Below are 24,016 nucleotides of genomic sequence, written 5' to 3' on the forward strand. Positions count from 1 at the left end.
CCGGGGGAGAGGAGACGGACATGGCCAGCGAGGCCAAGGAGAGCGGCGGCTATCTCGACATACTCAGGGCCCCGCACGCCCTGCGACTGCTCACCGGCACCCTCGTCGGCCGACTGCCCAACGGCACCGGGCCCATCGCCATCGTGCTCTTCGTCCGCTCCGAGGGCGGCAGCTTCAGCCTGGCGGGCGGACTCACCGCCGCGTACGGCATCGCCACCGCCGTCGGCCAGCCGCTCCTCGGCCGGGCCGTCGACCTGAAGGGCCAGCCGCGCGTCCAGCTGCCCGCCGCGCTGATCTCCGCCGTCGGCATGATCGTCCTGGCCATGGCCGGAATCAGCCCCCTCGTCCTCGCCTACGCGGCGGTCGTCGTGGCCGGACTCTTCACTCCGCCCCTCGAAGGCGGACTGCGCGCCCTGTGGCCCAGCGTCCTCGGCCGCGAGGACCGGGTCCACCGGGCCTACGCCCTGGACGCGGTGGCCCAGGAGGTCATGTTCACCGTCGGACCGTTGCTGGTGACCCTCCTGGTCGCCCTCTGGTCGCCCGCCGCGGCCCTGCTGGTCATCAACGTCCTCGGGGTCGTCGGCGCCCTCTCCGTCGTCCTCTCCGAGCCCTCGCGCGCGTGGCGCTCGGCGCCCCGCGAGGCCCACTGGCTCGGCGCCCTGCGCTCGCCCGGCCTGCTGGCCCTGCTCGGCTCCTTCTTCTTCGTCGGCCTGGCCCTCGGCTCCATCACCGTCGCGGGCCTCGCCTACGCCGACGACCAGGGCAACGAGGCGGCGTACGGCTGGCTGATGGCCGCGCTCGGCCTCGGCGCGCTCATCGGCGGCGTCGCCTACGGCGCCCGCCGCTGGTCCGGCGCCCCCGAGCGACGGCTGCGGGTCATCGTCGGTCTGCTCGCCCTCGGCTATCTGCCGCTCATGCTCACCCCCGGCGTCCTGCCGATGACGGCCCTCGCCGCCCTCTCCGGTGTCTTCCTCGCCCCCGCACTCGCCTGCGCCTTCATCGTCGTCGACCGGCACGCGCCGAGCGGTACCGTCACCGAGGCGTTCTCCTGGCTCGTCACCACCTTCGGCGTCGGCGCGGCGCTCGGCTCCGCCGTCGCGGGACCGGCCGTCGAACTCGCCGGAGTCACCGCGGGCTTCGCCGTCGCCGGGGGCGGCGGTCTGGTGGCCCTCCTGGTCCTGCTGGCGACCGGCCGGGTGCTGCGGGCACCGGTCCACGGCGTGCGACACGCCGTCAGCGTGGGCGCCGGCGAGGCCGGACACGCCGAAAAGAACACGCGCTCATCGGAAAATGATCGAAACGGGGCTGTCGAACCCGGTTTCAGCTCAGGCCATCAGGCGTAATGTTCAGACATGGACCGCCGCATTTTCGGGCTGGAGAACGAGTACGGCGTCACGTGCACGTTCAGGGGACAGCGCCGACTGTCTCCTGACGAAGTGGCGCGCTACCTCTTCCGCCGTGTCGTGTCATGGGGCCGCAGCAGCAATGTCTTCCTGCGGAACGGCGCCCGCCTGTACCTCGACGTGGGTTCGCATCCGGAATACGCAACTCCCGAATGCGACAACGTGACCGAACTGGTCACCCACGACAAGGCCGGCGAGCGCATTCTCGAAGGTCTGCTCGTCGACGCCGAACGCCGCCTGCACGAGGAGGGAATCGCCGGCGACGTCTATCTCTTCAAGAACAACACCGACTCGGCCGGAAACTCCTACGGCTGCCACGAGAACTATCTGGTGGCCCGGCACGGCGAGTTCTCCCGGCTCGCGGACATCCTCATTCCCTTCCTCGTCACCCGACAGCTCATCTGCGGCGCCGGAAAGGTGCTCCAGACCCCCCGCGGCGCGGTCTACTGCGTCTCCCAGCGGGCCGAGCACATCTGGGAGGGCGTCAGCTCCGCGACGACCCGCTCCCGCCCCATCATCAACACCCGCGACGAGCCGCACGCGGACGCCGAGCGCTACCGCCGGCTGCACGTCATCGTCGGCGACTCGAACATGTCCGAGACGACCATGCTGCTCAAGGTCGGCGCGACCGACCTCGTGCTGCGCATGATCGAGGCGGGCACCGTGATGCGTGACCTGACCCTGGAGAACCCGATCCGGGCCATCCGCGAGGTCAGCCACGACATCACCGGCCAGCGCAAGGTCCGCCTCGCCAGCGGCCGCGAGGCCTCCGCCCTGGAGGTCCAGCGCGAGTACTACGAGAAGGCCGCCGACTTCGTCGACCGCCGGGGCATCCGGACGGGCACGGTCGCCCAGGTCCTGGAGCTGTGGGGCCGCACCCTGGACGCCATCGAGGCCGAGGACCTGGACCGGATCGGCACCGAGATCGACTGGGTCATGAAGTACAAGCTCATCGAGCGGTACCGGGCGAAGAACAACATGACCATGTCGAACCCGCGGGTCGCGCAGATAGACCTCGCCTACCACGACATCCACCGCCGCCGGGGGCTGTACTACCTCCTGGAGCGGAAGGGGCAGGCCGCCCGGATCTGCAACGACCTGAAGATCTTCGAGGGCAAGTCCGTGCCCCCGCAGACCACCCGGGCACGGTTGCGCGGCGACTTCATCCGCCGCGCCCAGGAGCAGCGGCGGGACTTCACCGTCGACTGGGTCCACCTCAAGCTCAATGACCAGGCCCAGCGCACGGTGTTGTGCAAGGACCCCTTCCGGTCGGTCGACGACCGGGTGGAAAAGCTGATCGCCGGAATGTAGGACACGGCGGTACGAAGGAGCGGGGCCCCGCGCGAGTGTCGTGCGGGGCCCTTGGCCTGCTCGGGCGGTCCCCTAGAGTGTCGGGCAACTACTGTGCCGTCTGAGATCTGAGGAACACGTGCGCCGACTTGCCGGCCTACTGGTCGTCCCGCTGCTGCTGCTCTCGACAGCCGCGTGCGGCAGCGACGACAAGGGCTCCGATAACGCCTCGATGAAGAACGGACTGCCCGCCATCACCGCGGGGGCCAAGTTCGGGGAGAAGCCCACTCTCGCCAAGGGCGAGGGCGACCCGCCGAAGGACCTCAAGGTCAATGTGATCAGCGAGGGCAAGGGCGCCGTAACGAAGAAGGGCGACGCGCTCCAGGTGAACTACCTGGGTCAGGCCTGGGACTCCACCACCCCCTTCGACAACAGCTTCGACCGGGGTCAGCCGTTCGACCTGACCCTCGGCGCCGGCCAGGTCATCAAGGGCTGGGACCAGGGCCTGGAGGGCCAGAAGGTCGGCAGCCGCGTCGAGATCGGCATCCCGCCGGCCCTCGGCTACGGAGAGGAGGGCCAGGGCGACATCAAGCCGAACGCCACCCTCGTCTTCGTCGTGGACATCCTGAAGTCCACCACCATCCCGAAGTCCGCCGAGGGCACCCCGGTCGCCCAGGACAACAAGGACCTGCCGAAGGTCGGTACCAACACCGACGGCAAGGCCCCCTCGCTGACGGTGCCGAAGGTCGACCCGCCGACCAAGCTCGTCTCCAACTACGTCCTGGAGTCCAAGGGCGAGGTCGTCAAGGCCGACGACACGGTCGTGGTGAACTACGTCGCCGCGCTGTGGAAGGACGGCAAGGTCTTCGACTCGACGTACGCGACGGGCAAGACCGCCAACTTCCCGCTGGCGCAGCTGACCCTGAAGGGTCTCAAGGACGGCATGGCCGGCAAGAAGGTCGGCAGCCGCGTCCTGATCGTCGCCCCGCCGTCCGAGGCGTTCGGCGACAAGGAGCAGCAGGGTATTCCGAAGAACTCCACGCTGGTGTTCGCCGTCGACATCCTGGCGAAGATGTAAGACTGTCCCCGTCGCGCAGTTCACCGTTGCGCGGTTCATCAGTTTGAGGAGCACACTGCAGTGAGCATCGAGAAGCCCGAGGTCGACTTCCCGGGCGGCGAGCCGCCGGCCGACCTGGAGATCAAGGACATCTGGGAGGGCGACGGCGAGGCTGCCGCCAAGGGCGACTTCGTCAAGGTCCACTACGTGGGTGTGGCCTTCTCCACCGGTGAGGAGTTCGACGCCTCCTGGAACCGTGGCAACGCGCTGGACTTCCAGCTCGGTGTCGGCCAGGTCATCGCGGGCTGGGACCAGGGCGTGCAGGGCATGAAGGTCGGCGGCCGCCGCCAGCTGATCATTCCCGCGCACCTCGCCTACGGCGACCGCGGCGCGGGCAGCGCGATCGCCCCGGGCGAGTCCCTGATCTTCGTCTGCGACCTGGTCGGCGTCTCCAAGCGCTGACCGGATCCGCTCGAACGAGGGCCCGTGCCTGTCCAGGCACGGGCCCTCGGCTTTTGTCACGACACCCCGGGGCGGTACGGTCGGATCTCTTAGAAGTCAATCCGGCAGAAGAGGTGCAGGGCGTCGATGGCGATTGCCAAGGCCGAGCGGCTGATGAATCTGGCCCTCTGCCTGCTCGGGACCCGCAGACCGCTCAGCAAGCGTGAGCTGCGCGGCTCCATCGAGGCCTACATGGAAGCCGGTACGGACGACTCCTTCAACCGCATGTTCGAGCGGGACAAGGACGATCTGCGCGAACTCGGTCTGGTCATCGAGACCGTCGAGAACCTGGACGGCGACACGGGCTACCTGGCCCGCCGCGACTCCAACCGCCTCCCGCCGATCACCCTGGACGCCGAGGAGGCGGCCGCCCTCGGCCTCGCCGCCAAGGTCTGGCAGCAGGCCCGGCTCGCCGGCGCCGCCAGCGGCGCCCTGCAGAAGCTGCGCGCCGCCGGCATGCCCGAGGCCGAGGACTCGTACGACGCCCAGCACAGCGCCCTCGAACCCCGCATCCCGGTCCACGAGGCCGCGTTCGAGCCCCTGATGCTGGCCTGCCGCGACCGCCGCCCGGTCGTCTTCGACTACCGCAAGGCCACGGCCGCCCGCCCCGAGAGCCGCCAGGTCGAGCCGTGGACCCTGGAGTGCTGGCGCGGCCACTGGTACCTGGCCGGCTGGGACCGCGACCGCGGCGCCGAGCGGGTCTTCCGGCTCTCCCGCATCACCGGCAAGGTCCGCTCCCGCGCCGGCGCCTTCACCGCGCCCGTGCCCGACGTCGTCACCGTCCGCGAGACCGTGGAGAGCTGGGCCGGCGAGACCGCCACCCGCTCCGCCCGGATCAGGCTGCGCGCCGGCAGCGGCTACCCGCTGCGCGCCCGCGCCCGCTCCGTACGCGAGGGCGCCGACGGCTGGGACGAGCTGGAGATCCCGTACGGGCACGGGCTGGACGCCTGGCTCGTCGAGTTCGGTCCCGATGTCGTCGTACTGGAACCCGCTGACCTGCGGGCCGATGTGGTGGACCGGCTGCGCGCCGTGGCCAAGGGCTGAAGGGGGAGACGTACAGCATGGCTGCGAACGCGATCGACCAGACGAGGCGGATGCTCTCCCTCGTCACCTACCTCCGCGAGCGCCCCGGCGCGCACGTCGCCGACGTGGCGCGCGCCTTCGGGATCACCGAGGACGAGCTGATCTCGGACCTCGACGTGCTGCCGATGTGCGGGACGAGCTTCCGCGGCGGAGACCTGCTCGACATCGACACCGACGGCGACCGGATCTGGTGGCACAACCCGGACGACGTGGCCGAGCCGCTGCGCCTGGCCGCCGACGAGGCGACGGCCCTGCTGGTCGCCGCGCGGGCCGTGGCGACGCTCCCCGGCCTGCGCGAGAGCGACCGGGAGGCCCTGCTGCGGGCCACCGCCAAGCTGGAGACCGCCGCCGGCGAGACCGCCGGGGCGAGCGCACGACTGTCGGTCACCTTCGAGTCCGAAGGCGGCGTCTTCGCCGAGGTGGACCGGGCGATCTCCGAGCGCAGGCGGCTCTGGGTCCGGTACTACTCGCCCGCCCGTGACGAGCTGACCGAGCGCGAGGTGGACCCGATCCGGCTCTTCGCCGTCGGTCACACCTACATGGAGGCGTGGTGCCGGCTCTCCGAGGCGCGCCGCACCTTCCGGCTCGACCGGGTCGCCGAGATCCGGATCCTGGACGAGCACTCCGCACCGCCGGAGATCGAGCTCCGTGACCTGTCCGAGGGGCTGGTCCAGCCGTCCGCCGAGGACCCCGAGGTCGTCGTCGAGGTGGGCCCCGGCGGCCGCTGGGTCGCGGAGTACTACCCGCACGACCGGGCGGACGAGCTGCCGGACGGCGGGCTGCGCATCACCCTGCGGACCCCCGCCCCGGCCTCGCTGCGGCGCCTCGCTCTGCGGCTCGGCAGCGACGGACGGATCGTCTCCCCGCAGGACCTCGCCGACAGCGCGCGGGAGGCGGCCGTCGCGGCGCTCGCGGCCTACGAGGGCCAGGTCTGAGGAACCGGAGAGGATGACGGATATGTCCGTGATGCACGGAATGACCGCTTCGATCGCGCCGGTCTTCTTCAAGGCCGCCTGCCCCGACTGCCGCGCCCGCTTCGAGCTCGGCGCCGGCTCGCTGCGCCTGGCCATCGGCGCCAGCCGGCGTACGACCTTCTACTCGTTCACCTGCCCCGAGTGCGGCAGCTCCGTCCGCAAACCGGCCGGCGAGCGGATCGTCGAACTCCTGACCGGAGGCGGCGTCCGCACGCTGCGTCTGCACTCCACCGTCTGACGTCCCGACAGCCACCCGACAGCCGCCCACGGTCTAGGCTCGCCCCATGTTCTGGCCCATGCTCGCCATCGCCCTCGGATTCCTCGGCATCGCCGTCCTCGGCGTCCTCGGCATCAAGGTCTTCGTCGAAGCCCAGCGGCTCGGCCGCCAGGTGACCCACACCACCGAGCGCATCAATCGCGCCGCCGAGGAGCTCGAACGGGCCACCGAGGACCTGACCCGAACCGGCGGGGCGCTGCGCTGAGGGGGTGCCGTACGCTGCTGAGGGCGACCCGAGAGCGGTGCGCGGGCCGCAATCGCGAGTATGCACAGCCATTGCCCCGCGTTTACTCCTGCGGGTTACGATCGCAGACAGCGCGGTGGCCGGACGCATGTCCGACCCGCCGGACACGCACTCCATGTCGCCTCGGTGAAGAAGGTAAACAGCTATGGGTAGGCTCGGCCCCACCGAGATCATTCTCATCCTCGTCGTCATCATCCTGCTGTTCGGCGCCAAGAAGCTCCCTGACATGGCCCGTTCGCTGGGCAAGTCGGCCCGCATCCTCAAGAGCGAGGCCAAGGCGATGAAGTCGGAAGACCAGCAGAGCACCCCCGCCCCGGCGGACCCGCCGACCCCGGGCGCCCAGGACCAGGCCGCTCCGCGGACGATCCAGGCCGCGCCCGGCGACGTGTCCAGCTCGCGCCCCGTGACCGAGCCGTCGGACACCACCAAGCGCTGACCCGGTCCGCCGCGGCCGCCGCACCGAGCGGCGGCTGCCGCACGAGATGAGGACGTGGGTTGCTCAAGTCTGCCCGCAAGCAGGAGAAGGACCCCGAGGGCCGGATGCCCCTCGTGGAGCACCTGCGTGAGCTCCGCAACCGCATGGCGAAGGGCCTGCTGGCCGTCGCCGCGGTCACCGTCGTGGCCCTCGTGTACAGCGAGGAGCTGATGCAGTTCCTGACGAAGTCGGTGCCCAAGTGCGGGCCCGGTGTCACCAGCGACGGTGGAAACTGCGCGATCGTCTCCTTCAACACGCTGATCGCCCCCTTCAGCACGACGATCCAGGTCAGCCTCGTGACCGGCCTCGTCGTCGCCAGCCCGATCTGGCTGTACCAGCTCTGGGCCTTCATCGCGCCGGGCCTGCACCGGAACGAGAAGAAGTACACCTACGCCTTCGTCGGCGCCGCGGTCCCGCTGTTCACCGCCGGTGCCTACCTCGCGTACCTCATCCTCCCCATCAGCGTGAAGGTCCTCATCAGCCTCACGCCGGGCGGCTCGGCGAACATCCTCTCCCTCGGTGACGTCCTCGACTTCACCCTGCGCATGGTGCTCGTCTTCGGCCTCGCCTTCGAGCTTCCGCTCGTCCTCGTCATGCTGAACCTCACCGGCGTCCTCACCGGTCGCCGGATGGCCGGCTGGTGGCGCGGCGTGATCATGGGCGTCTTCGTCTTCGGCGCCGTCATCACCCCCACCACCGACCCCGTCGGCATGATCGCCCTCGCCGGGCCGATCACCGTCCTCTACTTCGGGGCCGTCGGATTCTCGCTCCTCAACGACCGGCGCCGGGCCCGTCGCAACCCCGACGCGGAGCTCGACGACGACGAGGCCTCCAGCCTCGACCTCACGCCCGAGAGCGTCGGAGCCGTCGAACCCGTCGGCGCGTCCCGCGCCCTGCCCGAGCAGTCCGGCGGCGAGGCCGACGGCGGCAGGGCGGCACTTCGCCCCGGTAGCTACGACGACGTCACCTGAGCTCGCAGACCTCCCCCCGAGACGGTGTCCGGGGGGAGAGCCATGCCCGCCGCGATCCGCGGCGGGGCCGCGCCCCGAAGCCGCTCTCACGGCTGATTCTCACCCGGTGATTAAAGATCGCGTCACTGTCAGAGGGGGCGGGTAGGCTCGACAACAAGATGACAGAGGACCTCACACCAGCCGAAGCGTACGCAGCTGCCCGGGCTCGCAACGCCGAGCAGGCCACGGCGCTGGCCCCCTTCCGCGAGATGTACGAGTTCGGTCTGGACCCCTTCCAGATCGAGGCCTGCCAAGCCCTCGAAGCGGGCAAGGGCGTGCTCGTCGCCGCGCCCACGGGCTCGGGCAAGACGATCGTCGGCGAGTTCGCCGTCCACCTCGCCCTGCTCCAAGGGCGCAAGTGCTTCTACACGACACCCATCAAGGCGCTGTCGAACCAGAAGTTCGCCGACCTCGTGAAGCGGTACGGATCCGACAAGGTCGGCCTCCTCACCGGCGACAACAGCGTCAACGGAGACGCCCCGGTCATCGTCATGACCACCGAGGTCCTCCGCAACATGCTGTACGCGGGGTCCCAGGCCCTCAGCGGCCTCGGTTACGTGGTCATGGACGAGGTGCACTACCTCTCCGACCGCTTCCGCGGCGCCGTCTGGGAGGAAGTGATCATCCACCTCCCCGAATCGGTGACGCTCGTCTCACTCTCCGCGACCGTCTCCAACGCCGAGGAGTTCGGCGACTGGCTCGACACCGTACGCGGCGACACCGAGGTCATCGTCTCCGAGAGCCGCCCCGTGCCGTTGTGGCAGCACGTCCTGGCCGGCCGCCGGATGTACGACCTCTTCGAGGAGGAGACCGACCACGGCGGCCGCGGCGCGTCCCGCCGCGAGGTCAACCCCGACCTGCTGCGTCTGGCCCGCACGGAGAACACCCGGACGTACAACCCGCGCGAGCGGCGGCGCGGCAAGATGATCCGCGAGGCCGACCGGGAGCGCGAGCGCCGTCAGCGCTCCCGCATCTGGACGCCCGGACGGCCCGAGGTCATCGAACGCCTCGACGCCGAGGGGCTCCTGCCTGCCATCACCTTCATCTTCAGCCGCGCCGGCTGCGAGGCGGCCGTCCAGCAGTGCCTCTACGCCGGGCTGCGGCTCAACAACGACGAGGCGCGCCACCGCGTCCGCGAGATCGTCGAGGCCCGCACCGCCTCGATCCCGTCCGAGGACCTCCACGTCCTCGGGTACTACGAGTGGCTCGAAGGCCTGGAGCGCGGCATCGCCGCCCACCACGCCGGCATGCTGCCGACCTTCAAGGAGGTCGTCGAGGAGCTGTTCGTCCGCGGCCTGGTCAAGGCGGTCTTCGCGACCGAGACCCTCGCGCTCGGCATCAACATGCCGGCGCGGTCCGTGGTCCTGGAGAAGCTCGTCAAGTGGAACGGCGAGCAGCACGCCGACATCACTCCCGGTGAGTACACCCAGCTCACCGGGCGCGCCGGGCGGCGCGGCATCGACGTCGAGGGACACGCGGTCGTCCTCTGGCAGCGCGGCCTCGACCCCGGCCACCTCGCCGGGCTCGCCGGCACCCGCACGTACCCGCTGCGTTCCAGCTTCAAGCCGTCGTACAACATGGCGGTCAACCTGGTCGACCAGTTCGGCCGGCACCGCTCGCGTGAGCTCCTGGAGACCTCGTTCGCGCAGTTCCAGGCGGACCGGTCCGTCGTCGGGATCTCGCGCCAGGTCCAGAAGAACGAAGAGGGACTCGAGGGCTACCGCGAGGGCATGACCTGCCACCTCGGCGACTTCGAGGAGTACGCGCGGCTGCGCCGCGACCTCAAGGACCGCGAGACCGAACTGGCCAAGCAGGGCGCCGCGCAGCGCCGGGCCGCGGCCGCCGCGTCCCTGGAGAAGCTGAAGCCGGGCGACGTCATCCACGTGCCGACGGGCAAGTTCGCCGGACTCGCGCTCGTCCTCGACCCGGGGATCCCGGCCGGGCGGACCAACGGCCACCGCGGCTTCGAGCAGCACGACGGGCCCCGCCCGCTCGTGCTCACCGCCGAGCGGCAGGTCAAGCGGCTCGCGTCGATCGACTTCCCGGTCCCGGTCGAGGCCATGGAGCGGATGAGGATCCCGAAGTCCTTCAACGCCCGCTCCCCGCAGTCCCGTCGCGACCTCGCCTCCGCCCTGCGGACCAAGGCGGGGCACCTGAACCCCGAGCGGCACCGCAAGGAGCGTTCGGCCGCCGCCGACGACCGTGAGATCAACCGGCTCCGCACCGAGCTGCGCGCACACCCCTGTCACGGCTGCGACGAGCGCGAGGACCACGCCCGCTGGGCCGAGCGCTATCACCGGCTCCAGCGCGACACCCGCCAGCTGGAGCGGCGCATCGAAGGCCGGACGAACACCATCGCCCGTACCTTCGACCGGATCGTGGCGCTCCTCACCGAGCTGGACTATCTCCGCGGCGACGACGTCACGGACAACGGCAAGCGGCTCGCCCGGCTCTACGGCGAGCTGGACCTGCTGGCGAGCGAGTGCCTGCGCGAGCGGGTCTGGGAAGGGCTGACCCCGCCCGAGCTGGCGGCGTGCGTCTCGGCGCTGGTCTACGAGGCCCGGCAGTCCGACGACGCCGTGCCGCCGAAGGTTCCCGCCGGGAGCGCCAAGGCCGCGCTCGGCGAGATGGTGCGGATCTGGGGGCGGCTCGACGCCCTGGAGGAAGAGTTCAAGATCAACCAGGCGGAGGGTGTCGGCCAGCGCGAGCCCGACCTGGGCTTCGCCTGGGCGGCGTACCAGTGGGCCTCGGACAAGGGGCTGGACGAGGTCCTGCGGGAGGCCGAGATGCCCGCGGGTGACTTCGTGCGCTGGTGCAAGCAGGTCATCGACGTGCTCGGGCAGATCGCGGCGGCCGCGCCCAGGGAGAACAGCACGGTCGCCAAGAACGCGCGCAAGGCGGTCGACTCGCTGCTGCGGGGTGTCGTGGCGTACAGCTCGGTGGGCTGACGCGCGGTCATGTCGCCTAGGGGGGCTCGTGGTTGACGCCACGGGCCCCTTTCGTGCGTGGGGGCACGGATGGATCGAGCGGGTGGGACGGGTGTTGTCCACAGGGCGTTGTCCACAGGGGTGGCGGAGGGTCGGTCCTCTCCGATTCCATGGACTCGGCACCACACCGGGCAGCACCGCTGGGAGGGGAACCACGTGACCACGCAAGCCGGTTCGGCCGCCGTCGACGAGACGGCCGACGGACAGAAGATCGTGCCGGGGCCACGGGGCGTACCGCTGCTCGGGAACCTGCCGGAGTTCGGCAAGGACCCGCTGGCCTTCTTCGAGCGGCTGCGCGACCGCGGGGACTTCGTCAGCTGGCGGTTCGGGCCGGGGCCCGCCGCGCTCTTCATCGCCCACCCCGAGAACATCGGCGAACTCCTCACCGAGGTCGAGCGCACCTTCGAGACGGCCGACCTCGGCGTCGCCTTCCGTACGCTGCTGGGCAACGGCGTGGTGGTGGCCAAGGGCGCGGACTGGCGCCGGAAGCGCTCCCTGGTCCAGCCGTCCGTCCGGCCCAAGCAGGTGCGGTCCTACGCGGCCACGATGGCCGAGTGCGCCATCGCCCTGGCCGACCGGTGGGGCGACGGCGAGCGGGTCGACCTCAAGAAGGAGATGGCCGCCCTCACCCAGCTGATCGCCGTCCGCACCATCTTCGGCGTCGACACCGCCGCCGACGCCGAGGCCATCGGCCGTGCCATGGACGTCGCCCAGAAGGAGATCGGCGCCGAATTCAGCGGGATCGGGGCCCTGTTGCCCGACTGGGTGCCCACGCCGGGACGGGCCCGCATCAGGCGCGCCACCGCCGTCATCGACGCCGAGGTCGGCCGGGTCGTCGACCGGCACCGCGACGGCGACACCGAGCGGCCCGACCTGCTCAGCCGGTTGCTCGCCGCCCGGGACGAGACCGGCGCGCACCTCTCCGACCAGGAGATCCGCGACGAGACCGTCACGCTGTACATCGGCGGACACGAGACCACCAGCTCCACGCTCGTCTGGGCCTGGCAGCTCCTGTCCCACAACCCGCGGGTGCGGGACGCCCTCGCCGAGGAGCTGGACCGCGTCCTCGGCGATCGTGAACCGGGCTTCGACGACTACGCCCTGCTGCCGTACACCCAGGCCGTGGTCAAGGAGACCCTGCGGCTCTACCCGACCATCTGGCTGATCACCGGCATCGCGCGGGAGGGCGCGACGCTCGGCGGGATGGAGATCCCGGCCGGGACACGGGTGTGGTCCAGCCAGTGGGCCACGCACCGGGACGGACGCTGGTTCGGGGAGCCGGAGGAGTTCCGCCCGGAGCGCTGGTGCGGGGGCGAGGGCGCCCCCGCCGATGAGATACCGGAGTACGCGTGGTTCCCGTTCGGCGGCGGGCCTCGGGTCTGCCTGGGGACCCGGTTCGCGATGGTCGAGGCGGTCCTGATCCTCGCGGTCCTGGCGCGTCGGTTCCGGCTCGACCTGGACCTCGGCCCCGGGGAGATAGGCCCCGTGCCGAGCCTCACCCTCCAGCCGGACCGGGAGGTCCTCGCCACGGTCCGCGCGCGACCCTGAACTGTGCGGGATGATTCCGATATGAGGATCAGTGCGCGGGGACTCAACCGTTCCACTCTCGCCCGGCAGTTGCTGTTGCGGCGGGAGCGGCTCGGGGCCGCCGAGGCGGTACGGAAGGTGGTCGCACTCCAGGCCCAGCAGCCGGCCTCCCCGTACCTCGCGCTGTGGAACAGGACCGTCGGATTCGACTCGGCCGACCTCGACCGGGCCTTCGCCCGGGGAACGGTCGTCAAGTCGACACTGATGCGGATCACCCTGCATGCCGTCCACGTCGAGGATTTCCGGGTCTTCCGGCAGGCCGTGCATCCGCTGCTGCGAGGGGGCAGGATCGGCGACCGCCGCTTCGCGGCCTCGGGCCTGACCGCCGAGGACGCCGACCTGCTCGTACCGGAGCTGCTGGCCTTCGCCGACCGGCCCCGGACGGGGGCGGAGTACGAGGCCTGGATCCAGGAGCGGGCGGGGGCCGCGCCCAAGTCCGGGGCGTGGTGGGCGCTGCGGCACTACACACCGCTGGTGCACGCGCCCACGACGACACCGTGGTCCTTCGGGGAGCGCCCCCGGTACATGGCGCCCCTCGACCCGCCGCCGGTACCGGCGGACCCGGAGACGTCGGACGCGGCCCTGCGGACCCTGCTCCTGCGCTACCTGGAGGGCTTCGGTCCCGCGTCGGCTGCGGACATCGCGCAGTTCGCGCTGGTCCAGCGGGCCAGGGTGCGCACGGCGCTGGCGACACTGACGGACGACCTCGAACGGGTGGAGGGCCCGGCCGGTGAGGACCTGTTCGACCTCCCGGACGCCCCTCGCCCGGATGAGGAGACCCCCGCCCCGCCGCGGTTGATGGCCATGTGGGACAGCACCCTGCTGGCCTACGCCGACCGTTCACGGATAATCCCGCCCGCCTACCGGGCGACGGTCATCCGCAGGAACGGCGACGTACTGCCGACCCTGCTGGTCGACGGATACGTCGCCGGCGTGTGGCGCCCCATCGAGGGAGGCATCGAGGCCACCGCCTTCCACGCCCTGCCGCCCGAGACCTGGGCCGCCCTCGCCGAGGAGGCCCGAGCCCTGACCGCCTTCCTCGCCACCCGCGAGCCCCAGGTCTATGCCCGCTACGCCCACTGGTGGACCAAACTGCCGCCCGGCGATGCCCGGCTGCTGCCTGGGGCGTGAGGGGTCGGGGGCTCAAGTGGGCGTCACTGTGCGCTTTCTGACGGCGCGGATGGTCAGGAAGACGAGAAGGGCGAAGGGGGACAGGAGGATCGCCAGGATCAGCAGGGGTGCCATCAGCCAGGGCGAGAGGCTGAGCCTGCGGGCCTCCTGGTACATCCACTGGCCCAGCAGCAGGTCCCATGCGATGACCTGGGCCCAGAGCGCTCCCGCCCCGTTCGCCCCGGCCGTGAGGTCCCGGAAGGCGTCGAGATCCGGGCTCCTGACCGCCGTCCACAGCTCGGGCAGGATCGGCAGGGCCAGGGTGAGGTAGACCGCCAGGATCGGGACGACGGTGAGAGGGGATGCCGCGAGGCGCTCGGTCCATCGCCACCTCGGCGCGAAGATCATGAGCAGCCAGACGGGCGCGGCCAGGTAGAAGCTGAGGTCGAACAGGAAGGCGGTCATGAGACGGGCTCCGGGGTGGGAGATGTGGGACGGAGGGATGCCCACGTGGCTGTCGCGGTGAGGAGGGTGATCGTGGCGGCGGCCGTGAGGGTCGGGGTGTCGGGGGAGAGGAGGGGCTGGCCGCGGAGGGCCTGCCAGGTGAGGAGGGCGACGGTCGCCGCGTAGGCGCCCGAGGCCGTGAGGGTCAGCCGCAGCCGTACGCGTTCGTCGCGCAGTCGGGCGTACCTCGGAGCGAGCGTGACCAGGACGAGAAGCAGCAGGGGGAGCACCTGGAGGGCGTGCATGCCGAAGAAGTGGGCGACGCGGAGATCGCCGCCGGTCGTGGACCAGCCCGTCACCGCCATCGAGGGGCCGCCGTCCGGGACGCCGACGCTGTGCGCGCCGACGATCCCCCTGTCGTCCCCGGTCGCACGCTGCTCGGGGGTCGGCCCCACCATCGCGAAGCCGACCGCCGCCCCCGCGAGGGCGATCAGGGAGCCCAGACGCACCGCCCAGGCGGTCGCGCGGTCCATGATCCGGGCGCGCAGCAGCAGGATCGCGATGACCAGGGCCGCCAGCCACAGCACCACGATCGTGACCCCCATCACGCGGAAGACGGCCGCGTCGAAGGCCGTCTCGCTGTTGAAGTGGCTCTGCCTGCCGCGGATCACCTGCAGCGTGATCAGCGTCATCTCGGTGACCCCGGCCAGGGCGACCACCGTGCCGGCCCACCACGCGACGCGTCGGCCGCGGGGGAGCAGGGTGAGCATCCAGGCGAGCGTCATGCAGTAGGCGATCAACGAGACCGCGAACTTGAACGGCTTGGTCCATATCGGGACGCCGACCAGGATCCGGTCGTCGAAGATCAGGCCGCCGGCGGAGACGAGGGCGAGCAACGCCATCGCCCCGGAGAACCAGACCAGCGGCCGGTGGAGGTCGCGCACCTGCGGAAAGGGTGAGGACATGGGTACCCCCGTGGTTGCCAAGGAGAATAGATAGTGGCACTTGCCGCTATCTGATAGCGCCACTATCTATGATGGGTAGGTCGGTCGGCAAGGCCGGAGCAGGATCGGGAAGGTGAACGCAGGGTGCGCATCGGAGAGTTGAGTCGCAGGACCGGGGTGTCGGTGCCGACGATCAAGTACTACGTACGGGAAGGGCTGCTGCCCGCCGGGGAGTTGACGAGCCCGAACCAGGCCTCGTACGGGGAGACGCACGAACGCCGCCTCCGCTTGGTCCGGGCACTCCTGGATGTCGGCGGGCTCTCGGTCGCCGGGATCCGTGAAATCCTCGAGGCGATAGAGGATCGCGACCGTCCGGTGCACAAGATGCTGGGCACGGCCGCCGACCGCGTGGTGCCGCGCTACAGCGAGGAAGCGGGGGAGGGGGTCGCCGAGGCGCGAGCCACCGTCGCCGAACTGGTCGACCGACGCGGCTGGCACACGTACGACGACAGCCCGGCGGCGGAGGCGCTCGCGGTCGCCCTGGCGGCGCTGACGGAGATCGGCCACGCGGATTTCGCGGAGGTGCTCGACGCGTACGCGGGGGCGGCGGAGCAGGTGGCCGGGGCGGACCTGCAATACGTCGCCCGCAATGTGGAGCGGGAGGAACTGGTGGAGAGCGTGGTCGTGGGGACGGTACTGGGAGACGCCGTCTTCGCGGCCCTACGGCGGCTGGCGCACGTGGACGCGTCGAGGAAGGTCTTCGGCATGGGGGAGTGACGCCTCGGCCCCCGGCGGGCCGGCATCCGCCCCGGGGGCGGGCCGACGGGGGCACGCCCCCTTCGAACGAAGCGGGTGCGGGCCACGGGGGCGGGGCCCGCCCCGCTTCGAACCGGGCGCGTACGGGCCGGCGGGCGCCTGTGCCCCCGCGTCGTACGGGGTGGGTACGGGCGAAGCGGGTGCGGGGCCGCGCGCCGCTTCGAGGCGGGGGCCTCCGCCCCGCCTCGCCCGGTCAGTTCTCCTGTTCGCGCTCCACCTGGTCGTTCCACTCGCGCTTGATCGCGCGCCAGGCCTCGTCCGTCTTGCCCGCGCGCCAGTAGCCCGAGATCGACAGGCGCTCGCGCGGGACCTCGCGCTCCAGGCGCAGGTGGCGGCGGAGTTCCTTCACGAAGCCCGCCTCGCCGTGGACGAAGGCGTGGACGTCGCCCGCCGGGAAGTCCAGGGTGCGGACCGCGTCGAGGAGGGCCTCGCCCGTCGGGCGGTCGCCGCGGTGCAGCCAGGTCACCTCGATCCCGGCGGCCGTCGCGAACTTCTGCTCCTCCGACGCGTCGGCCACCTCCACGAAGGCGCGCACCGTCGCGCCCTCCGGCAGCCGCTCCAGGGCCACCGCGATCGCCGGCAGCGCGCTCTCGTCGCCCACCAGCAGGTGCCAGTCGGCCTCCACGTCCGGGGCGTAACCGCCGCCCGGGCCCAGGAAGCGCACGGTGTCGCCGGCCTGCGCCCGCGCCGCCCACGGCCCGGCCAGGCCCTCGTCGCCGTGGACCACGAAGTCGACGGTCAGCTCGCGGTGGACCGGGTCCCAGCCCCGCACCGTGTACGTCCGCGTGGTCGGCCACTGCTCGCGCGGGAACTCCGCGCGGATCCGCTCCATGTCGAACGGCTCGGGGTAGCTCACGCCCTCCGGCGCGAACAGCAGCTTCAGGTAGTGGTCGGTGTACTCGCCCACCGAGAACGCGTCGAGACCGTCCCCGCCCAGCACGACCCGCACCATGTGCGGCGTGAGTCGCTCCGTGCGCACCACCCGTGCCTCATGGGCCTGCGGTGCCTTGCGGGCCGGCTGCTCTGCCACGACGGTCTCCCCTGACTCTACGAACTTAGGTTTACCTAAGCTAACACCCCCGGCGGTCGGCGGCCCAGAGCGCCTCAGCGTTCCAGGACGGGCAGCAGCCTGCCCACCGCCCCGCCGAGCCCCCAGCGCGCCACAAGCCCGGCCAGCGCCTCCGGATCCTTCGGCGCGCGAGGCAGCGCCGGGTCGAACACCGGCAGGGGTACGTCCCCCGCGACCCGGACGACCGTGGGCGCCACGTCCAGGTACTCCGCCGCCTCCACGATCCCGCGCCGCTTGGCCGGGGTCAGCTTCGACGTGCGGTCCAGGGCGGCCGTCCGGACCCCCGCCAGATCGCCGTACTCCGTGATCAGCTGCGCGGCCGTCTTCTCGCCGATGCCCTTCACCCCGGGCAGCCCGTCACTGGCGTCGCCGCGCAGCGCCGCGAAATCGGCGTACTGGTCCGGCCGCACCCCGTACTTCGTACGGATCAGTTCGTCGTCCACCAGGTCGCAGTCGCCGACGCCCTTGCGGGGATACAGCACGCGCACCGCGCGCTCGTCGTCCACCAGCTGGAAGAGGTCCCGGTCGCCCGTGACGATGTCCACCGGCCCCTTCGCCTGCCCCGCCAGCGTCCCGATCACGTCGTCCGCCTCGTAGCCCGCGACCCCGACCCGGGCGATGCCGAACGCGTCCAGGACGTCCTCGATGACCGGCACCTGCGGGGAGAGCGTGTCCGGGATCTCCTCCACATCCGGGCCCGCCGGCGTCTCCTCGGCGACCCGGTGCGCCTTGTACGACGGGATCAGGTCCACCCGCCACTGCGGGCGCCAGTCGGCGTCCATGCAGGCCACCAGGTCGTCCGGGTGGTGGTCCTGGACGAGCCGGGTGATGAAGTCCAGCAGACCGCGCACGGCGTTGACGGGCGTGCCGTCCGGCGCCCGGACCGAGTCCGGCACGCCGAAGTACGCGCGGAAGTAGAGGGAGGCGGTGTCGAGGAGCATCAGGCGTCGCGTCACACCCCGATCATGCCCCACCCCTCCGACACCCGCCCCGGCCGACGCCGCCTCGCCCCCTGGCCTGTAGTGGCCGTAGCAGCCGCAGTGGCCATGAAGGTCACCTCAAGTGACCCCCGTCACCATTGCGTTTGCGCCCGGGCCCCCCGGGCAGGCGGGGGCCCGGAGCGGACCCGGTGCGGCGTTCGGCAACGAATCGCCGCACGTCACGGGAGTCGCGGGCCGAAACCGCCCCGCTCCACGGCCCGGCTGCGGGGTGGGGGGAGGGCCGTTCTCGTTTCAACGCGTGAGGTATATGTGTCCAGGCTCCAGGCCGATCACCTGTTCAAGGTGTTCGGCAGACGACCCGACGAAGCCGTCAAGAAACTCGCCCACGGTGCGGACCGTGACGAACTCCGTGCCGACGGTACGACGGCAGCCGTGATCGACGCGTCCTTCACCGTCGAGCCCGGCCAGATCTTCGTCGTGATGGGTCTGTCCGGATCCGGCAAGTCCACCCTCCTGCGCATGCTCAACGGCCTGCTGGAGCCCACCGCGGGCCGCGTGCTGTTCGACGGCAAGGACCTCACCGCGCTGAGCCCCCGCGACCTGCGCACCGTGCGGTCCACGAAGATCAGCATGGTCTTCCAGCACTTCGCCCTCTTCCCGCACCGCAGCGTCCTCGAGAACGCCGGCTACGGCCTGGAGGTCCAGGGCGTCCCGCGCGCCGAGCGCGAGACCCGGGCCGCCGAGGCCCTGGAGCTGTGCGGCCTGGCCGGCTGGGAGAAGTCCTGGCCCGACGAGCTCTCCGGCGGCATGCAGCAGCGCGTGGGCCTGGCCCGCGCGCTCGCCACCGACGCCGACCTGCTCCTCATGGACGAGTCCTTCAGCGCCCTCGACCCGCTGATCCGCCGCGACATGCAGGACCAGCTCCTCGAACTGCAGAAGCGGCTGAAGAAGACCATCGTCTTCATCACCCACGACCTCAACGAGGCCATGCGCCTCGGCGACCGCATCGCGGTCATGCGCGACGGCCGGATCGTCCAGCTCGGCAGCGCCGAGGACATCCTGATCCGCCCCGCCAACGACTACGTGGCCTCCTTCATCCAGGACGTCGACCGCTCCCGCGTCCTCACGGCCTCCGCCGTCATGACGGACGCCGAGCGCCTCGACGACGCGGACGCCTGCGGCTGCGAGACCGTCGGCCCCGACACCCTCGTCGCCGACGTGTGCGCGGTCAGCGCCCGCGTCCCGCACGCGGTGGCCGTCAAGGACACCGACGGCACCGTCCTCGGCGTCGTACCGCAGTCCCGGCTGATCGGCTTCATCGGCGACGAGCAGCGCCCGCCCGTCGCCTGCATACCCGGCAGCACCGGTACGAAGGAGGTGGCCGCGCATGCCTAGGCTCCCCCTCGGCCAGTGGGTCGACAGCTCCGTCGACTGGCTCCAGGCCCAGCTCTCCTGGCTCTTCGACGCCATCACCACCGTCGTCACCGGTCTCTACGACGGGATCGACGCCGTCCTCTCGGCGCCCGAGCCGCTGCTCTTCGCCGGCATCCTCGCCGTCGTCGCCTGGTGGCTGCGCGGCCTGACCGCCGGAGCCCTCGCCTTCGTGGGCTTCGCGCTCGTCGACTCCATCGAGCTGTGGGACGACGCGATGGCGACCCTGTCGCTGGTGCTCGTCGCCACCCTCGTGACCCTGGTGATCGCGGTCCCGCTCGGTATCTGGGCGGCCCGTTCCACGACCGTCAGCGCCGTGCTGCGCCCGGTCCTGGACTTCATGCAGACCATGCCGGCCATGGTCTACCTGATCCCCGGCATCATCTTCTTCGGCGTCGGCGTGGTCCCCGGCATCATCGCCACCATCGTCTTCGCCCTGCCGCCCGGCGTCCGGATGACCGAGCTCGGCATCCGCCAGGTCGACGGCGAACTCGTCGAGGCGGCCGAGGCGTTCGGCACCAGCCCGCGCGCCACCCTGCTGCGCGTGCAACTGCCGCTCGCCCTGCCGACGATCATGGCCGGCATCAACCAGGTCATCATGCTGGGCCTCTCCATGGTCGTCATCGCCGGTATGGTCGGCGGCGGCGGGCTCGGCGGCGCGGTCTACCGCGCCATCGGCAACGTCGACATCGGGCTCGGCTTCGAGGCCGGCATCTCCATCGTCATCCTCGCCATGTACCTGGACCGGATGACCGGCGCGCTGGGCCGCCAGGTCTCGCCGCTCGGCCGCCGGGCGCTCGCCAAGGCGCGGGCCGCGAGCGCCGCGCGCGCCGGAGCGAAGCTCTGGAACCACCGCCCCCAGCCCGTCACCGCCCTCGTCGGCGTGGTCGTCCTCGCCCTCGTCGCGGGCGGCATGGGCTTCCTCGGCGGCGGTGCGGCCTCGACGACCGCCGGCGGTAAGGACATCGGCCACGGCAAGGAGATCAACCTCGGCTACATCCCCTGGGACGAGGGCATCGCCTCCACCTTCCTCTGGAAGGAACTGCTGGAGCGGCGCGGTTACGAGGTCAAGGCCCAGCAGCTGGAGGCCGGCGCGCTCTACACCGGGCTCGCGGGCGGTCAGCTCGACTTCCAGACCGACTCCTGGCTCCCGGTCACGCACGCCCAGTACTGGGAGAAGTACCAGAACAAGCTGGAGGACCTCGGCTCCTGGTTCGGCCCCACATCGCTGGAGCTGTCCGTGCCGTCGTACATGAAGGGCGTCGACTCGCTCGACGACCTCAAGGGCAAGAGCGGCCAGTTCAAGGGCCGGATCATCGGCATCGAGCCCAGCGCCGGAATGATGGGCATCCTCAAGGACAAGGTCCTCAAGGAGTACGGCCTGGACGGCGAGTACAAGGTCGTCGACGGCTCCACGCCCGGCATGCTCGCCGAGCTGAAGCGCGCGTACGACAAGAAGGAACCGGTCGTCGTCACGCTCTGGTCGCCGCACTGGGCCTACTCCACGTACGACCTGAAGAAGCTCAAGGACCCCAAGGGCAGCTGGGGCACCGGTGACGGCGTCCACACGCTCGCCCGTAAGGGCTTCACCGAGGAGAACCCCGAGATCGGCGCCTGGCTGAAGAACTTCAAGCTGACCGAGAAGCAGCTCACGGATCTTGAAGCCGCCATCCAGGCGACCGGCAAGGGCAAGGAGCAGGAGGCCGTCCGCGGCTGGCTGGACAAGAACCCCGGCCTCGCCGAGAAGCTCGCTCCGCAGTAGCGCCGACGGCAGACGCCGACAGGCGCGGAAGAGGGAATGTCGACTCCTGTCCGAAAAGGGGTGGTCGCCGAGCGTGTTCGGCGACCACCCCTTTTCGCCACGACGCGAAACCGCGCGCCAAAGCTGCGTAAGGTTCAGGTAACCGACCAGTACGCGAGCACCGAGGCACGAGGAGGGAGGGAGCCGACATGGACGACAAGGAATCCCTACGGGTGGGCGCGGCCGTCAAGAAGCGCCGCAGGGCCCTCAAGCTCACCCTGGCTGTCGTGGCCTCGCGCAGCGGCCTGTCCGTACCCTTCCTCAGCCAGGTCGAGAACGAGCGGGCCCGCCCCAGCAAGCGCTCCCTGGAGCTCGTCGCCGGCGCCCTGGAGACCTCGGCCGCCGAGCTGCTCGCCGCCGCCGAGGCCGCCCGCACCGTCGATGTCGTACGCGCGGAGGAGCATCCGCACGCGATGCCCGAGGGCGTGCGGTCCCTGGTTCGCGGCCGTCATCAGCTGCACGCCCTGGAGTTCACCGGCGAGCGGGACGCGGGGCGCGAATTCCAGCACCGCAACGACGAGTTGCTGTTCGTCGCCGACGGCGCGGCCGAGGTCGAGGCCGAGGGCCGGGCCTACCGGCTCGAACGCGGCGACACGCTCTACCTCTCCGGCGGCGTACGGCACCGGTGGCGCGCCACCGAACCCGGCACCCGTCTCCTGGTCGTGGCCGTCGCCGAGCACATCGAGGCCGACGAGACATGAGGCCCGGGGGCAAGGAGTCCCGGGCCCGCGTCGTCTCCCTCGTGCCCTCGCTCACCGAGGCGGTCGCCGTCACCGCGCCCGGTCTGCTGGTCGGCGCCACCGACTGGTGCGAGCACCCGGCGGACCTCGACGTCGTACGCGTCGGGGGCACCAAGAACCCCGACGTCACCGCGGTCACCGAACTCCGTCCCGACCTCGTGATCGCCAACGAGGAGGAGAACCGCGCCCCCGACCTGGCCGCCCTGCGCGCCGCCGGGGTCGAGGTCCTGGTCACCGAGGTGCGCACGCTCGACCAGGCGTTCCGGGAGCTGGAGCGGGTGCTGCGGGCCTGTGGCGTACGGCACCGGCCGCGCTGGCTGGACGAGGCGGAGGCGGCCTGGGCGGCCGTCGAGACACCCGATCCGCCGCTCACCGCCGTCGTGCCGATCTGGCGCCGCCCCTGGATGGTCCTCGGCCGGGACACCTTCGCGGGCGACCTGCTGGCCCGCCTCGGTGTCCGGCACCTCTACGCCGACCATGCCGAACGCTACCCGCGCGTCCCGCTCGACGACCTGCGGGCGTCCGGCGCCGACCTGGTGGTCCTGCCGGACGAGCCGTACCGCTTCACGCGCGACGACGGCCCCGAGGCGTTCCCCGGGACGGCCGCCGCCCTCCTCAGCGGCCGTCACCTCACGTGGTACGGGCCCTCACTGGCCGAGGCGCCAGGGGTGCTCGCCCGGGCCCTGCGAGCAGCGCACCGCTGAACAGGCCCCGCAAGGTGTGGAGTGCGGCCACCAGCCAGGCCGCGACGAGGAACACGTACAGCGCGGTCGCGAGCCAGCGGAAGGCGGCGAGACCGGTGTGCCGGGCGAGCCCCTCCGCGCCCGTCACACAGGTGCCGACGGGGAAGGTGAAGGCCCAGAAGGTCATCGCGAAGCCCATGCCGCTGCGCCGGGCCCGCAGCACCAGCGCCCCGGCGAGCGCGAGCCACAGCAGGGCGAAGCCCATGACGGGCACTCCGTAGAGGACGGCGAAGGCCGCGAAGCCGTGGGCGTACGGGGTCGGCAGCACGCCAGGTGCGGCGTCGGCGAACTTGTTCGCGGCGGTCGTCGACTGGCCCAGCGGGCCGAGGACCAGGAAGAGCGTCGGGGTGAGCGCGAGCGGCAGCGGCCCGCCGGTGACCAGCCGCCCGAAGACCAGGGGCAGCATGACGAGGGTGGCGAGCAGGCTGATGCCGAACATGGCGTAGCAGGCGATCAGCAGGGTCTGCTGGGGCTGTCCGGCCGGCAGGTGGGGCAGCAGCAGCGGGCCGACGGCGGCGGAGACCATCGGCGCGACGACGGGCAGCAGCCACACGGGGGAGGCGCTCTCGATCCGGTGGTGCACGACCATCAGGTACGGGACGGCCACGGCGGCGGCCAGGCCGATCACCGTACCGGCGGTGAACAGGACCGTGTCGAGGGCGACGGCCGCGGTCGGGCCGATCCAGTCCCGGCCGACGATCAGCGTGCCGGCGCCGACGGCGAGCAGGGCCATCGACAGACAGCCGTAGAACGGGGCCACGGCCGGGTCGAGGAGGTGCTCGCGGGCCCGGTCGCGGTGGTGGACCCAGTGCAGGGCGCGGGCCGTGAGCAGAGCCAACAGCATCACGAGGGAGAGCGCCCAGACGGCGGTGCAGGCGGTACGGAGACCGGGGACACCGACGGCGCCGGGGAGGGTGGCTCCCGCGTTGGCGACGATGGCGGTGCCCATCACCGAGGCGTACCAGTTGGGGCCGAGGTGACGGACCGCGGTCGCCCGCTCGCCGGGGGTGGTGGCGAGGGGGGCCGGGCGGGAAGGTGCGAGTGTTGCCATGACCTCACCCTCGCGCGGTCGCGCGGGACCGACCAGGG

Annotated in this window: 23 protein-coding genes; 18 read left to right on the forward strand and 5 right to left on the reverse strand. The window is 71.4% G+C overall.

Going from position 1 to position 24,016, the window contains the following annotated elements; translation table 11 throughout:
- Positions 1-20: 20 nt before the first annotated feature.
- The 13 genes from ACIPPS_RS25445 (at position 21) to ACIPPS_RS25505 (ending at position 14,019) form a co-directional block, all read left to right on the forward strand.
- On the forward strand, positions 21-1,343 hold the full coding sequence (locus ACIPPS_RS25445; protein WP_401436266.1) for an MFS transporter: 1,323 nt from the start codon (positions 21-23) through the stop codon (positions 1,341-1,343).
- A gap of 9 nt (positions 1,344-1,352) precedes the next feature.
- The gene (pafA, locus tag ACIPPS_RS25450; protein ID WP_401436268.1) at positions 1,353-2,714 is read left to right on the forward strand and encodes a Pup--protein ligase; all 1,362 of its coding nucleotides are present in this window, start codon (positions 1,353-1,355) and stop codon (positions 2,712-2,714) included.
- A gap of 118 nt (positions 2,715-2,832) precedes the next feature.
- Entirely contained in the window at positions 2,833-3,771 is a 939-nt protein-coding gene (locus ACIPPS_RS25455; protein ID WP_401436270.1) for an FKBP-type peptidyl-prolyl cis-trans isomerase, read from the forward strand.
- 60 nt (positions 3,772-3,831) lie between these two features.
- Entirely contained in the window at positions 3,832-4,212 is a 381-nt protein-coding gene (locus ACIPPS_RS25460; protein WP_401436273.1) for an FKBP-type peptidyl-prolyl cis-trans isomerase, read from the forward strand.
- Between the two features lie 126 nt (positions 4,213-4,338).
- Positions 4,339-5,295 (forward strand): helix-turn-helix transcriptional regulator, encoded by a 957-nt coding sequence (locus ACIPPS_RS25465; RefSeq protein WP_401436275.1) that lies wholly within the window; start codon positions 4,339-4,341, stop codon positions 5,293-5,295.
- Positions 5,296-5,312: 17 nt separating this feature from the next.
- On the forward strand, positions 5,313-6,269 hold the full coding sequence (locus ACIPPS_RS25470; RefSeq protein WP_401436278.1) for a helix-turn-helix transcriptional regulator: 957 nt from the start codon (positions 5,313-5,315) through the stop codon (positions 6,267-6,269).
- A gap of 13 nt (positions 6,270-6,282) precedes the next feature.
- Complete coding sequence (locus ACIPPS_RS25475) at positions 6,283-6,546, forward strand: hypothetical protein (protein WP_401436280.1); 264 nt, start codon at positions 6,283-6,285, stop codon at positions 6,544-6,546.
- A 46-nt stretch (positions 6,547-6,592) separates the two neighbouring features.
- Positions 6,593-6,790 (forward strand): hypothetical protein, encoded by a 198-nt coding sequence (locus tag ACIPPS_RS25480; RefSeq protein ID WP_401436283.1) that lies wholly within the window; start codon positions 6,593-6,595, stop codon positions 6,788-6,790.
- A gap of 184 nt (positions 6,791-6,974) precedes the next feature.
- Positions 6,975-7,265 carry a Sec-independent protein translocase subunit TatA gene (gene tatA / locus ACIPPS_RS25485; RefSeq protein WP_401436285.1) on the forward strand — a complete coding sequence of 97 codons (291 nt, stop codon included), beginning with the start codon at positions 6,975-6,977 and terminating at the stop codon, positions 7,263-7,265.
- Between the two features lie 104 nt (positions 7,266-7,369).
- Positions 7,370-8,275, forward strand: coding sequence for a twin-arginine translocase subunit TatC (gene tatC / locus ACIPPS_RS25490; protein ID WP_401436842.1), 906 nt, complete (start codon positions 7,370-7,372; stop codon positions 8,273-8,275).
- Between the two features lie 158 nt (positions 8,276-8,433).
- Positions 8,434-11,262, forward strand: coding sequence for a DEAD/DEAH box helicase (locus ACIPPS_RS25495; RefSeq protein WP_401436287.1), 2,829 nt, complete (start codon positions 8,434-8,436; stop codon positions 11,260-11,262).
- Between the two features lie 195 nt (positions 11,263-11,457).
- On the forward strand, positions 11,458-12,849 hold the full coding sequence (locus tag ACIPPS_RS25500; protein ID WP_401436290.1) for a cytochrome P450: 1,392 nt from the start codon (positions 11,458-11,460) through the stop codon (positions 12,847-12,849).
- Between the two features lie 21 nt (positions 12,850-12,870).
- A complete protein-coding gene (locus tag ACIPPS_RS25505; RefSeq protein ID WP_401436292.1) occupies positions 12,871-14,019 on the forward strand; it encodes a winged helix DNA-binding domain-containing protein in 1,149 nt (382 codons plus the stop codon).
- Between the two features lie 12 nt (positions 14,020-14,031).
- Here the strand turns inward: ACIPPS_RS25505 and ACIPPS_RS25510 are convergent, their stop codons facing one another.
- Complete coding sequence (locus ACIPPS_RS25510) at positions 14,032-14,463, reverse strand: ABA4-like family protein (protein ID WP_401436295.1); 432 nt, start codon at positions 14,461-14,463, stop codon at positions 14,032-14,034.
- Positions 14,460-15,344 carry a hypothetical protein gene (locus tag ACIPPS_RS25515; protein WP_401436845.1) on the reverse strand — a complete coding sequence of 295 codons (885 nt, stop codon included), beginning with the start codon at positions 15,342-15,344 and terminating at the stop codon, positions 14,460-14,462. Before ACIPPS_RS25515 ends, ACIPPS_RS25510 begins: the two co-directional genes overlap by 4 nt.
- 186 nt (positions 15,345-15,530) lie before the next feature.
- Between ACIPPS_RS25515 and ACIPPS_RS25520 the strand changes: the two genes are divergently transcribed.
- On the forward strand, positions 15,531-16,163 hold the full coding sequence (locus ACIPPS_RS25520) for a MerR family transcriptional regulator (RefSeq protein WP_401436297.1): 633 nt from the start codon (positions 15,531-15,533) through the stop codon (positions 16,161-16,163).
- A gap of 232 nt (positions 16,164-16,395) precedes the next feature.
- Here the strand turns inward: ACIPPS_RS25520 and ACIPPS_RS25525 are convergent, their stop codons facing one another.
- Complete coding sequence (locus ACIPPS_RS25525; protein ID WP_401436300.1) at positions 16,396-17,232, reverse strand: siderophore-interacting protein; 837 nt, start codon at positions 17,230-17,232, stop codon at positions 16,396-16,398.
- A gap of 74 nt (positions 17,233-17,306) precedes the next feature.
- Positions 17,307-18,212 (reverse strand): 5'-3' exonuclease H3TH domain-containing protein, encoded by a 906-nt coding sequence (locus ACIPPS_RS25530; RefSeq protein WP_401436847.1) that lies wholly within the window; start codon positions 18,210-18,212, stop codon positions 17,307-17,309.
- Positions 18,213-18,521: 309 nt separating this feature from the next.
- Between ACIPPS_RS25530 and ACIPPS_RS25535 the strand changes: the two genes are divergently transcribed.
- The 4 genes from ACIPPS_RS25535 (at position 18,522) to ACIPPS_RS25550 (ending at position 22,888) form a co-directional block, all read left to right on the forward strand.
- The gene (locus ACIPPS_RS25535; RefSeq protein WP_401436303.1) at positions 18,522-19,607 is read left to right on the forward strand and encodes a glycine betaine/L-proline ABC transporter ATP-binding protein; all 1,086 of its coding nucleotides are present in this window, start codon (positions 18,522-18,524) and stop codon (positions 19,605-19,607) included.
- Positions 19,600-21,405, forward strand: a complete 1,806-nt coding sequence (locus ACIPPS_RS25540) for an ABC transporter permease/substrate binding protein (RefSeq protein ID WP_401436306.1) — start codon at positions 19,600-19,602, stop codon at positions 21,403-21,405. The genes ACIPPS_RS25535 and ACIPPS_RS25540 overlap by 8 nt, the downstream gene beginning before the upstream one ends.
- A gap of 188 nt (positions 21,406-21,593) precedes the next feature.
- A complete protein-coding gene (locus ACIPPS_RS25545) occupies positions 21,594-22,145 on the forward strand; it encodes a helix-turn-helix domain-containing protein (RefSeq protein ID WP_401436308.1) in 552 nt (183 codons plus the stop codon).
- Positions 22,142-22,888 (forward strand): helical backbone metal receptor, encoded by a 747-nt coding sequence (locus ACIPPS_RS25550; protein ID WP_401436311.1) that lies wholly within the window; start codon positions 22,142-22,144, stop codon positions 22,886-22,888. Before ACIPPS_RS25545 ends, ACIPPS_RS25550 begins: the two co-directional genes overlap by 4 nt.
- Here ACIPPS_RS25550 and ACIPPS_RS25555 read toward each other — a convergent pair.
- Entirely contained in the window at positions 22,815-23,978 is a 1,164-nt protein-coding gene (locus ACIPPS_RS25555; protein ID WP_401436313.1) for a TDT family transporter, read from the reverse strand. The genes ACIPPS_RS25550 and ACIPPS_RS25555 overlap by 74 nt on opposite strands.
- Between the last annotated feature and the right edge of the window lie 38 nt (positions 23,979-24,016).

The sequence above is a fragment of the Streptomyces sp. NPDC090127 genome (assembly GCF_044746945.1).
Lineage (GTDB): Bacteria > Actinomycetota > Actinomycetes > Streptomycetales > Streptomycetaceae > Streptomyces.